The sequence below is a fragment of the Sphingobium sp. UBA5915 genome (assembly GCF_002431195.1).
Taxonomy (GTDB): Bacteria; Pseudomonadota; Alphaproteobacteria; order Sphingomonadales; family Sphingomonadaceae; genus Sphingobium; species Sphingobium soli.
The window spans coordinates 1-11,452 of record NZ_DJDV01000013.1; the positions used below are offsets into that span (position 1 = coordinate 1).

Consider the following 11,452-nt stretch of genomic DNA (forward strand, 5'->3'; position numbering starts at 1 on the left):
GGAAGATCGGATCCTCCATCGCACGGCCAGTGCCGATCGCAACGCAGGTCAGCGGATCTTCCGCGATGGTGACGGGCAGGCCCGTTTCGTCGCGCAGTTCATCGTCCAGCCCCTTGAGCAAGGCACCGCCGCCGGTCAGGACGATGCCCTGATCAACGATGTCGGCCGCCAGTTCAGGCGCAGTGTTTTCCAAAGCGATCCGCACGCCTTCAACGATGGTGCTGATCGGTTCTGCGAGCGCGTCGGCAATCTGGCCCTGGTTGATCGAGATTTCCTTGGGCACGCCGTTGACGAGGTCGCGACCCTTGATGTGGATCGTTTCACCGACGCCGTCTTCGGGCGGCTGCGCGACGCCGAACTGCTTCTTGATCCGCTCCGCCGTGGCTTCGCCGATCAGCAGATTATGGTGACGGCGAACGAACGACACGATCGCTTCGTCCATCTTGTCGCCGCCGACGCGGACCGACGTGGTGTAGGCAAGGCCGCGGAGCGACAGAACGGCGACCTCGGTCGTGCCGCCGCCAATATCGACCACCATCGAACCGATCGGTTCGGTGACGGGCATGTCGGCGCCGATCGCGGCGGCCATCGGCTCTTCGATCAAGAAAACCTGGCTCGCGCCGGCGTTGCTGGCGGCGTCGCGGATCGCGCGACGTTCGACGCTGGTCGAACCCGATGGCACGCAGATCACGATTTCCGGCGCGCGCCAGGGGCTGTGCTTGCCGCCATGCACCTTGGTGATGAAATGCTTGATCATCTGTTCGGCGACGTCGATGTCGGCAATGACGCCGTCGCGCAGCGGACGGATGGCCTCGATCGAATCCGGGGTCTTGCCCATCATCAGCTTGGCGTCTTCGCCCACGGCCTTGACGCGTTTGACGCCGTTCAGCGTTTCGACCGCAACAACCGAGGGTTCGTTAAGCACGATGCCGCGGCCGCGCACATAGACGACCGTGTTCGCGGTGCCGAGGTCGATGGCCATATCCTGAGAGGAGAATTTCAAGAGACGCGAAAAGATCGACATGCCTTATCCTGTTTCGCCCGCCGTCCCCGCGAGGCAAAAGGGACCGGTCGGATTACGGTTCGCTCGGCCGCTTGCCCGTCGTCCTTGCCCCTTGCGGTGCAAAAAATTTGGGTTCGCGGCTCGCGGAGAGCGCTCGCTTGGGCTAGTCACTAATCAATGTCAATACGCCGTCTGCCTGAACATCTGGTCAATCGTATCGCTGCCGGTGAAGTGGTCGAAAGACCCGCTAGCGCGCTGAAGGAAATCGTCGAAAATGCGCTGGATGCGGGCGCGCATCGCATTGCGGTGCGATTGTCCAATGGCGGCTTGGACCGCATCGAAGTGATCGACGATGGCTGCGGCATGGATTCGGGTGAAATGGCGCTGGCCCTGGAGCGCCATGCGACATCGAAGCTGCCCGACGATGCGATCGAGAATGTAGCGACGCTGGGCTTCCGTGGCGAAGCGCTGCCCTCGATCGCCAGCGTAGCGCGGCTGTCGATCGATAGCCGCCCGCGCGGCGCGGATGGATGGAACCGCACGGTGGACAACGGCCAATTGGTGGCGGAAGGCCCGGCAGCACTGCCGCCCGGCACGCGCATCACCGTGGAGCAGCTTTTCGCCAAGGTGCCTGCGCGTCGCAAGTTCCTGCGGTCGCCCAAGGCCGAATATGCCGCCTGCCTCGACTGCATCCGGCGGCTCGCGATGGCGCATCCCGCCGTGGCCTTTTCCGTCGAGCATGACGGCCGGCGGGTGCTGGGCGTGCAGGAGGGCGAGGCGCGCGAGGAGAGGGTTGCCGCCCTCACCGATCGCCAACTTGCCGACAATCATGTCATCGTCAGCCTGGAGCGGGAGGGCATTCGTCTGTCCGGGGTCGCCTCCTTGCCCACGTACAATCGTGGCGTGGGCGATCATCAATATCTGTTCGTCAACGGCCGGCCGGTGAAGGACCGGCTGCTGATCGGCGCGCTGCGGGGCGCTTATGCCGACATGCTGGCGCGCGACCGGCATCCGGTTGTCGCCTTGTTTCTCGATGTGCCCGCGCAGGAGGTGGACGTGAATGTGCACCCGGCCAAGACCGAAGTGCGCTTTCGCGATCCTGCGCTGATCCGGGGCATGATTGTGTCCGGCTTGCGGCGCGCTCTGGATGCTGAGGGGTTTCGTGCGGTGCAGCATGCGGATGCGGCCGGGCTTTCGGCCTGGCGCCCGGAACCGGTGTCCCCCACGCCGATCGGGGCGATGCCGATATTCGAGGCGGCCGGACAGCCTGTCAGCTACAACCCGTCGTTCCAGACTGTCGCCGATCGCCGCGCCTCCTTTCAGGCACCGCCGCCGCAGGCGCGCGCGGAACCGGCCGCCGCGCCCGCGCCCGAAGGCGCGAGTTTTCCCCTGGGGGTGGCGCGGGGGCAGGTGGCGCGGACCTATATCGTTGCCGAGGCGCAGGACGGGCTTGTCATCGTCGACCAGCATGCCGCGCATGAACGGCTGACGCTGGAGCGGATGCGGCGGGCGATGGAGGGGCAGGGTGTGGCCTCGCAAGCGCTGTTGCTGCCCGAGGTGGTGGAACTGGACGAACCGGCCTGTGACCGGCTGGAGGCGCGCGTTGGCGAATTGCGCGAATTTGGGTTGGAACTGGAGCGCTTTGGCCCGTCAGCGATGCTGGTGCGCGCCGCGCCGGCGATGCTGGGCCAATCCGATGTGCAGGGGTTGGTTACGGATCTGGCCGATGATCTGGCGGCCTATGACAGCGCCCTGTCGCTGAAAGAACGGCTCGATCTGGTCGCGGCGACGATGGCGTGCCACGGATCGGTCCGGGCGGGGCGGGTGCTCAGCGTCGCCGAGATGAACGCGCTGTTGCGTGAAATAGAGGTCACGCCCCGGTCAGGTCAGTGCAATCATGGCCGCCCGACCTGGGTGAAGCTGGGACATGGCGACATCGAAAAACTGTTTGGGCGAAAATAGCAGCCGATTCAGGCCGGGCGGGTGCGCCACATGGCGATGGGGATCATCGTCATCACCGGTTCGTCATGCTGGTTGAAGATCGTCACCTTGTTGCGGACGATGCCCATTTCCGGCCGCGTGAGCGATGCCTTTTTGTCGATCACCTCTGTTATGCCGCGCAGCGTATCGCCGGGGCGGACAGGACGAAGCCAGCGTAGTTCATCGACGCCCATCGCGCCAAGGCTTGCCGCCTGGCGCGCGGGATTGGCCTGCATGTCAGCAACGAACATCTTCATGAACAGGGCGGTAGTGTGCCAGCCGCTGGCGGACAGGGTGCCGAAATGGGTTTGTGCCGCTGCCTCGTCGGACAGGTGAAAGGGCTGCGGGTCGAATTCCGACGCGAAGGCGATCACTTCCTCGCGGGAAATGGTAAGCGGGCCAAATTCGAAACTGTCGCCAATTTCCAGGTCTTCGAAATAATGCAGGTCCTGCGCCATCGTCCGTCTCCTTGTTGACAATGGCGTAAGACCAGTTTCCGTTTACGTCAATGTCAGGCGATTGTCAGCGATGGTTGTCCGTGCGGCACCGTGATGCTGGCGCGGGTGGCGATGCTGCCGCCTGCTGAGGAAACCCGATCCATCACGCGGAATTGCGTGGTCCATGCATCGGGCGTCACATCACAGACAAGATAGCCGCGTTGGTCATTGATGAATTTGAGCTGCGAATTATCCCGCAGCAGCATGTCGCTGCCAGCGCGCAGGTCCGATCCGTCACCGCCCGAGGAAATGGACGTTGATACAAATTCCACCGCCACTGGCTTGTCGCCGCTTTCCAGCACACCGGCATAATTTTGATGCTCGTCCCCAGTCAGCACCACGACATTGTCGAGACCGCGCATTTTTGCGAGCAGCCGGTCGCGTGGCACGCGATAGGCCGCCCATGTGTCCATATTGTAGATGGACTCCTTTTCATCGGCATAGCGCCGACGATCGAGCGACATCATCATCACTTGCTGCGCCAGGCAGTTCCATTGCGTCTTGCCGCGGGTCAGGTTGCGCGTCAGCCAGCCTTCCTCCTCGGGCGAGAGAATCTGGGCCTTCGCGTCATCCATGGCTGCGCAATAGGGTTTGAAGCCGTCGCCGCAGGGCTGGTCGCTGCGGAAGGAGCGGGTGTCGAGAAAATCGACGGCAAGAAGGTCGCCAAAGCGCGCCTCCCGATACATGTCGGTGATGATGCCGTTGCGCGGCAGCATTGCGGCGCGGACAGGCATATATTCATACCAAGCCTGAAGCCCGGCCTGACGGCGCAAACGGAATATCTCTGCGGGCGACTGGTCGCGGCCGTCAATGTCACCGACCCAGTTATTCTGGATTTCATGATCATCGAAGGTCGGAAACCAGCTATGCTGGGCGCGCGCGGCCTGAAGATCATAATCGCTCAGATACTGGGCGTAGCGCAGTCGATAGTCGGCCAGATCGAAACAATCCTGGCCGACATGGTGGCGTACCTGGTCGACGGGCAAGCTATCCTTGTCATAATCCGGCCCGCGCTGCTTATATTCATAGATGAAATCGCCATAATGATAGACGAAGGCGAGATCATCCTCCTTCGCCAGGTGACGGAAGGCGGTGAAATACCCATCCTCGTAATTCTGGCATCCAGCAACGCCGAATTTCAGGCGCGCGGGGCTAGCAGACGCCAGCGGCAACGTCCGCGCGCGGCCGCGCATCGACCGGTCGCTCCCCAGCGTGAAGCGATACCAATAGGGCCGGTCGGGCTGAAGCCCGGTGACTTCGACATGGACGCTGTGGCCCAGTTCCGGCCGCGCAGTCGCTTCGCCTTTTGCGACGATGGTCTTGAAGCGATCGTCGCTCGCTACTTCCCATGCGACCGGCAGCGCCACCATCGGCATGCCGCCATGCGCTTCGAACGGCTTGGGCGCCAATTTGGTCCAGATGACGAAGCCATCGGGGGCAGGGTCGCCGGACGTAACCCCCAGCGCGAAAGGATAGCCGGCAAACCAGCTTTGCGCCCGGACGATGGCGGGGGCGCCGATCAGCGGCGTGGCGGAGGCGGCGGTCAGAAGCTGGCGGCGGGTGAACATGATTGCTCCTTTATTGCGCAACGATGCCCGAAAGGGCGGCGGGATTGCCGTCGGAGGGTCGGGGCGTAACCCCGATCAGCCGCGCGAGCATTGGATAGACATCGACATTGGTGAAGCCGGGAGCGGGCTTCGCGCCTTTCACGAAGGCGGGGCCGTTGGCGATAAACAGCGCCTGCATGTCAGGCGCCTGATCGTCCCAGCCATGGTTGCCGCCCGTCATGGCCTTTTTCGGCGCGGTAGCCTGCACTTCCCAGCCGGTCTGCCCGAGGCAGAAATAGGGCGGAATGCGGCGGTGCGTGCCATAATGGAAACGGGCGGGAATCTCGCTTTTGCGCCAGCATTGCATATGGGGATGGGGCTTCAATAACGCAGCCTCCAGCGCTTTTTCATGGCCGGGCAGCGCCGCCAGGGTTGCATAGGGACCGCTTTCGACGACGCGATAATCCGCGGGATTGGCCACCCTGTCGAGCGCCACCACGCGATCGCTGGAATTGGCCGCCATGCCATGGTCCGCCACGATGACGAGGTTCGCTGGCTGGCCCATCGCCTTCAGTCCCTCGATCAGATCGCCGACGCGGGCGTCTACCTCTGTCAGCGCGCTCGTCGTTTCCGGCGCATCGGGGCCATAGATATGCCCGGCGGTATCCACGGTGTCGAAGTAGAGTGTCACGAATTTGGGCCGGATAGCGACTGGACGGCGCAGCACATCGAGCACCATGTTGACCCGCTGCCCGCCATTGATCGCCTGGTTGAACTGCGCCCAGTCGCTGGGGCGCGTGCCTCCTGTGATGGTGTAGGGCCAGCCCTGCTCCTTCGTGCCGCCCCAGGGAACGTTGGAGCCGGGCCAGAACATGGTGGCGGTGCGCGCCCCTGCCTTTTCCGCCGTTACCCAGATCGGCTCTGCCTCATTCCACCAATAGGGATCATCGCTCGCCATGGTGAATTTCTCGTCCGGGCGGCTCGCGTCCTCCATGCTGTTGGCGACGATGCCGTTTCGGTCGGGCCTGTCCCCCGTCACGATCGCCCAATGATTGGGGAAGGTCTTTGTCGGGAAAGAGGGGCGCATGGGCGCCTGGACGCCATCAGCGGCTAGCGCGGCAAGATGCGGCGTGACTCCACGCGCAAGATAGTCGGACCGGAAGCCGTCGATCGACACCAATATGGTGACGGGTGCGCGCTGTTCCGCTGTCGACACAGTAGCGCCGGGCTGCGCGGGGACCGTGGCGCAGGCGCCGAGGCAAAGGAGGGCTGGGGCAAGGAGGGAAAGACGAAGCATGGCGACTCTATTTGATTATCGAGAATTGTGCGTCGCGCTTAGCAGCAAGGATATGACGGTAAAGTGACCGATTGTCCCAGCCCGGTTAGATCAGCAAATCCTATCAGACCAGATGATCGCGCAGGGCCATCCACCGCTCCCGCTTCGCTTCCCGTGAAAGAGTGGCATAGGCGCCCGATGTCGAGGGAAGGTCAAGCAGCGCAATCTCGGGGCGACCCGCCAATTGCGTGCGACCATGCAGGGCGGCTGTCTTCCCATTGAAGGCGATGGCGCGAAGATCGGGAAGGCGGTCCACGAACTCTACCAGATTGCGCAGATCAGCCTGACGGATGCGGCTGTCGAGACTGCCATCTCGTTGGGCGCTTTCCATCACGTCCCACAGGCCCACATGATGGGCGCGCAGGCGTTTGAGGCGCATGGCATAGGGTTGTGCCCGCAGATCTTCGCCGACGACATCTCCGATCAGCTGCCAGAAGGCGTTGCCGCGATGGGCATAATATTCGCCCTGCCGGATCGACGCATCACCCGGCAAACTGCCAAGGACCAGCACGCGGGTCGCGGCATCTATGCTGGGCGGGAAGGCGAATTTCAGCGGCATCGGAACCTGTGGACATCATTCCCGCGAGGCCGGGATATCAAGCCCTGGCGCACCGTCGTGTGAGACCCCAAGCTGCGCTGAGGCGGCCGGTGCGATCAGACATTGAAGCGGAACAGCATGATGTCGCCATCCTGCGTCACATAATCCTTGCCTTCGGAGCGCCACTTGCCCGCTTCCTTGGCGCCGGCCTCGCCCTTATATTGGACATAGTCGGCATAGGCCATGGTTTCGGCGCGGATGAAGCCTTTTTCGAAATCGGTGTGAATCGCGCCGGCGGCCTGGGGCGCCTTGCTGCCCTTGGCGACGGTCCAGGCGCGTGCTTCCTTGGGACCCACGGTGAAGAAGGTGATGAGGCCGAGCAGCTCGTAGCCGGCGCGGATGATGCGGGCGAGGCCGGCTTCGGTGAGACCGAGCGCTTCGAGATATTCGGCGCGTTCCTCCACGGGCATGGTGATCAGTTCCGCCTCGATCGCCGCCGACACGATCACGGCCTTGGCATTTTCGGCCGCCGCCTTTTCAAACACGCGGGCGCTGTGCGCATTGCCGGTTGCGGCGCTTTCTTCCTCGACATTGCAGACATAGAGAACGGGCTTTGATGTCAGCAATTGCGCCTGCGCGAAAAGCCGTTCCTCTTCCGGGTCGCGCGGCACGGTCAGGCGCGCGGGCTTGCCGTCGCGCAGCAGGTCGAGCGCCTGGCCAAGGACCGATGCTGCAGCTTTCGCTTCCTTGTCGCCCTGTGCTGCCTTCTTGGCGAGATTGGGGACGCGCTTTTCCAGGCTTTCAAGGTCGGCGAGCATTAGTTCGGTCTCGACGGTTTCGGCATCGGCAATCGGGTCGACCTTGCCCTCGACATGGGTGATGTCGTCATCCTCGAAACAGCGCAAAACGTGAACGATGGCGTCGACTTCGCGGATATTGGCAAGAAACTGGTTGCCCAGCCCTTCGCCCTTAGACGCGCCGCGCACCAGTCCGGCGATATCGACGAAACTGAGCTGCGTTTCGATGATCTTGGCGCTGCCGCCGATTTGCGCGATGGTCGAAAGCCGGTCGTCGGGCACCGCGACCCGGCCTTCATTGGGTTCGATGGTGCAAAAGGGATAGTTCGCCGCCTGCGCCGCCTGCGTTTCCGTGAGCGCATTGAACAGGGTGGACTTGCCCACATTGGGAAGACCGACGATACCGCAACGAAAACCCATTTGACTGCCTTATTAGATCGGGGTGATGGACGCGCCGATAGCGCCTTGCGCGGACAAAGGCCAGCCTTGGACAAATGGCACCATCGACAGGAACGCTGGCGTAGGCGATAGAAAGATCATGGCACAGCAGGATATCGAACCGGACGAGGCGTTCTGGACCGACGCGCATGGCGGGCGCTGGAAGAAGCGACCGGCCTATGAGACCGGTGCGCTCGGCCGTTGCCCGCGCTGCGGAGAAGGACATATTTTTCGCGGTTTCCTGACGATCCGCGACCATTGCGAGGTGTGCGGGCTGGATTATAGCTTCGCCGACCCGGCGGATGGGCCGGCGGTCTTTGTCCAGCTGTTTGCCTGCGTCCCCGGCGTCATCTTCATCCTGATGCTGGAGATCATGGCGCGGCCGCCATGGTGGGTGCATCTGGCCGTTGGCCTGCCGGTGGTAATCCTGACAACGGTCCTGCCGCTGCGCCCGATCAAGGGATGGCTCGTGGCCGCGCAATTTACGACGCGCGCGCAGGAGGCAGGGACGGCCGACCTGTGGGCGAAGTTGCACAAGGATGGACGCGGCGGCTGAACCGGGCGCGTCAACCGATCCAGTAAGGCACGATCTGACGATTGTCTGGATCGACATGGATCGGCCGGTCGGCCGGCGGGAAAGCGCGCTGGTCGCAGCTTTGGCGCGGGCACAGGCGGCAGGTGATGCCGATCGGGGTCGCAGCGCCTTCCTCCTGCAAATGGAGGCCGTCGGCGTAGACGAAATTCGCGGCATGCGTCACTTCGCATCCCAGCACCACGGCGTAGCGGCGCGGCGTCCGCTTGTAGCTGCCCGATGGCTTTACCAGACCTTTCGCCATGGACACGTAGCGGACGCCGTCGGGCGTTTCGCCAAGCTGGACGTTGATCCGGTCGGGCACCGCTACGGCCTCATGGACGTTCCAGAGCGGACAGGCGCCGCCAAAGCGGGCGAATTGCAGCCGGGTGGCGCTGTGCCGCTTGGTGATGTTGCCGGCCATGTCGACCCGGCAGAAAAAGAAGGGGATGCCACGCAGGCCGGGTCGTTGCAGCGTCGACAAGCGGTGACAGGCCTGTTCGAAACTGACGCCGAAGGTGCGGGCGAGCCGGTCAATATCATGTCGCATCGTCCGCGCGGCTTCCCGGAAAGCGGCATAGGGCATCAGCAGCGCGCCGGCGGCGTAATTGCCAAGGCCGATCGCTAGCAGCCGGTCAGCACCCGGCACGGGCAAAGCTGCCTTTTCCACGACATCGGCGATCACCGCCTGACCCTCCAGCATCATCAACTGATGCCCCAGCATGAACTTGCGGCTTTCGGTCGGCAGCGCGGCGTTGATGAACAGCCGGCGATCGGCGGCGCGATAGGCGCGCAGGGCGCTGTCGGGCGTTTCGGCGATCAATGTTTCGATGCCGTGGCGGCGGGCCAGCGCTTCGACCAGCATCCCTTCGTCCAGCACCTGGCCCGCCGAGAAGCTGTCGGCCATATCCTCCGCCAGGCAGTCGAGCATATGGACGTAATTGCCGGATTCGTGAAACCAGTCGCGCGCCGCTTCCCAGGGGAGGCGTGCCTGGATCTCATGATCGTTGGCGATCGCCTCCTCGATCATGTTGATCCGTTCATTGGCGCGCATATGGGCGTTATAAAGATCGACATAGCGAGCTGCGAATTCGGGAAACTGCAAGTGAAGCTTCTCGATGCGTTCGGGCTCCATCAGCGTGCCGGGCAGTTCTGGGTGGGCGAGCGCATAGGTGAAGGCGCCCAGCAATTGCTCCTCCTCCCGGCTGTCGAAGCTCGCCCAGTCCGTAGGGAAGGCGCTGGCGACCGCGGCCTTGACCTTTGCCGTCAGCGGCCGGTCGTCATTCTCAAGCTGACTGAGATAGGATACGGATATGCCCAGCGCCTGCGCCATCGTCGCCTGGTCCATGCGATGGTCCAGGCGAAGCTGGCGCAGACGAGGACCTGCGAAGATACGGTTGCCGCGTGCCATCTGACTGCCTTAATTTGCGAAGTCGTGATTTGCAAATTGGCAAATTCGCATTTGCGAAGACGCGGCCGCGCTGTCTAGGAGGGACGCCAACCTGTCTGAGCCGCTTTCGGAGAGATGCCCACCATGTCGAAGCTCGCCATCATTGAACAGTTGGAAGCCAAGCGCGACGCCGCTCGGCTGGGCGGCGGTCAGCGCCGCATCGACGCGCAGCACGCCAAGGGCAAGCTGACCGCGCGGGAGCGGATCGAAGTACTGCTGGATGAAGGCAGTTTTGAAGAGATCGACATGTATGTCGAACATAATTGCGTCGATTTCGGCATGGATGAAGCGCATGTGCCGGGCGACGGCGTCGTTACCGGCTCGGGCACCGTAAACGGGCGTCTGGTCTTCCTCTTCAGCCAGGATTTCACCGTCTATGGCGGCGCGGTGTCGGAACGGCACGCGATGAAAATTTGCAAGATCATGGATATGGCGATGAAGGTCGGCGCGCCCGTGATCGGCCTGAACGACAGCGGTGGCGCGCGCATCCAGGAGGGCGTGGCATCGCTTGGCGGCTATGCAGAGATTTTCCAGCGCAACGTGCTGGCGTCGGGCGTGGTCCCGCAGATCAGCGTCATCATGGGACCGTGCGCGGGCGGCGCGGTCTATTCGCCTGCGATGACGGACTTCATCTTCATGGTGAAGGATAGCAGCTTCATGTTCGTGACCGGCCCCGATGTGGTCAAGACCGTCACCAACGAAGTGGTCACGCAGGAAGAACTGGGCGGCGCGGTGACGCATACGACCAAGTCAGGCGTGGCGGACGTGGCGTTCGAAAATGATATCGAAGCGCTGCTGGCGGTCCGAGACTTCGTCGATTTCCTGCCTGCGTCGAACCGCGATCCTGTGCCTGAACGACCCAGCGCGGACCCGTGGGACCGGATCGAACACAGCCTCGACACGCTGATCCCGGCCAATGCCAACCAGCCCTACGACATGCATGAACTGATCCGCAAAGTGGTGGACGAGGGCGACTTCTTTGAAGTTCAGCCGGCCCATGCGGGCAATATCCTGTGCGGCTTCGGCCGGATCGAGGGGAAGACGGTGGGCATAATCGCCAACCAGCCGATGGTGCTGGCGGGCGTGCTCGACATCAACTCGGCGAAGAAGGCGGGGCGCTTCGTACGCTTTTGCGATGCGTTCGAAATTCCGATCGTGACGTTCGTGGACGTGCCGGGATTCTTGCCGGGCACCGCGCAGGAGCTCAACGGCATCATCAAACATGGCGCCAAGCTGCTGTTCGCCTATGCCGAAGCGACGGTGCCCAAGATCACGGTCATCACGCGCAAGGCCTA

The 11,452-nt window shown here is 63.0% G+C and carries 10 protein-coding genes; 3 read left to right on the plus strand and 7 right to left on the minus strand.

The annotated features are described in order from the left end of the window. Positions 1-1,024, minus strand: a 1,024-nt coding sequence (locus tag B2V90_RS01805; RefSeq protein ID WP_293919495.1) for a rod shape-determining protein, incomplete at its 3' end; no start/stop codon positions are given. Positions 1,025-1,180: 156 nt separating this feature from the next. On the opposite strand from B2V90_RS01805, the gene mutL reads away from it, so the two are divergent. Next, the gene (gene mutL, locus B2V90_RS01810) at positions 1,181-2,965 is read left to right on the plus strand and encodes a DNA mismatch repair endonuclease MutL (RefSeq protein WP_228222821.1); all 1,785 of its coding nucleotides are present in this window, start codon (positions 1,181-1,183) and stop codon (positions 2,963-2,965) included. Between the two features lie 8 nt (positions 2,966-2,973). Here mutL and B2V90_RS01815 read toward each other — a convergent pair whose 3' ends face one another. The 5 genes from B2V90_RS01815 to ychF all read right to left on the minus strand — a co-directional run bounded on the left by B2V90_RS01815 (position 2,974) and on the right by ychF (position 8,118). Next, positions 2,974-3,441, minus strand: coding sequence for a MaoC family dehydratase (locus B2V90_RS01815; RefSeq protein ID WP_228222820.1), 468 nt, complete (start codon positions 3,439-3,441; stop codon positions 2,974-2,976). Between the two features lie 53 nt (positions 3,442-3,494). Continuing rightward, positions 3,495-5,048 carry an alkaline phosphatase D family protein gene (locus B2V90_RS01820; RefSeq protein ID WP_228222819.1) on the minus strand — a complete coding sequence of 518 codons (1,554 nt, stop codon included), beginning with the start codon at positions 5,046-5,048 and terminating at the stop codon, positions 3,495-3,497. 10 nt (positions 5,049-5,058) lie between these two features. Then, on the minus strand, positions 5,059-6,324 hold the full coding sequence (locus B2V90_RS01825; RefSeq protein ID WP_228222818.1) for an alkaline phosphatase family protein: 1,266 nt from the start codon (positions 6,322-6,324) through the stop codon (positions 5,059-5,061). 103 nt (positions 6,325-6,427) lie between these two features. After that, positions 6,428-6,922, minus strand: coding sequence for a DNA-deoxyinosine glycosylase (locus B2V90_RS01830; protein WP_228222817.1), 495 nt, complete (start codon positions 6,920-6,922; stop codon positions 6,428-6,430). Between the two features lie 95 nt (positions 6,923-7,017). Continuing rightward, positions 7,018-8,118, minus strand: coding sequence for a redox-regulated ATPase YchF (ychF, locus tag B2V90_RS01835; RefSeq protein WP_228222816.1), 1,101 nt, complete (start codon positions 8,116-8,118; stop codon positions 7,018-7,020). Between the two features lie 118 nt (positions 8,119-8,236). Between ychF and B2V90_RS01840 the strand changes: the two genes are divergently transcribed. Beyond that, positions 8,237-8,692, plus strand: a complete 456-nt coding sequence (locus B2V90_RS01840; protein WP_050763015.1) for a DUF983 domain-containing protein — start codon at positions 8,237-8,239, stop codon at positions 8,690-8,692. A 10-nt stretch (positions 8,693-8,702) separates the two neighbouring features. On the opposite strand, the gene B2V90_RS01845 is transcribed toward B2V90_RS01840, so the two are convergent. Continuing rightward, positions 8,703-10,118, minus strand: coding sequence for a helix-turn-helix domain-containing protein (locus B2V90_RS01845; protein ID WP_228222815.1), 1,416 nt, complete (start codon positions 10,116-10,118; stop codon positions 8,703-8,705). A gap of 123 nt (positions 10,119-10,241) precedes the next feature. Here B2V90_RS01845 and B2V90_RS01850 point away from each other — a divergent pair. Further along, on the plus strand, positions 10,242-11,452 hold a 1,211-nt coding region (locus tag B2V90_RS01850), incomplete at its 3' end, for an acyl-CoA carboxylase subunit beta (RefSeq protein WP_293919502.1).

Excerpts from the sequence above, each read along its gene's own strand:
- B2V90_RS01825 (WP_228222818.1), bottom strand. The coding sequence starts at position 6,324 with ATGCTTCGTCTTTCCCTCCTTGCCCCAGCCCTCCTTTGCCTCGGCGCC.
- B2V90_RS01815 (WP_228222820.1), bottom strand. The coding sequence starts at position 3,441 with ATGGCGCAGGACCTGCATTATTTCGAAGACCTGGAAATTGGCGACAGT.
- B2V90_RS01840 (WP_050763015.1), top strand. The coding sequence starts at position 8,237 with ATGGCACAGCAGGATATCGAACCGGACGAGGCGTTCTGGACCGACGCG.
- ychF (WP_228222816.1), bottom strand. The coding sequence starts at position 8,118 with ATGGGTTTTCGTTGCGGTATCGTCGGTCTTCCCAATGTGGGCAAGTCC.
- mutL (WP_228222821.1), top strand. The coding sequence starts at position 1,181 with ATGTCAATACGCCGTCTGCCTGAACATCTGGTCAATCGTATCGCTGCC.
- B2V90_RS01830 (WP_228222817.1), bottom strand. The coding sequence starts at position 6,922 with ATGCCGCTGAAATTCGCCTTCCCGCCCAGCATAGATGCCGCGACCCGC.
- B2V90_RS01820 (WP_228222819.1), bottom strand. The coding sequence starts at position 5,048 with ATGTTCACCCGCCGCCAGCTTCTGACCGCCGCCTCCGCCACGCCGCTG.
- B2V90_RS01845 (WP_228222815.1), bottom strand. The coding sequence starts at position 10,118 with ATGGCACGCGGCAACCGTATCTTCGCAGGTCCTCGTCTGCGCCAGCTT.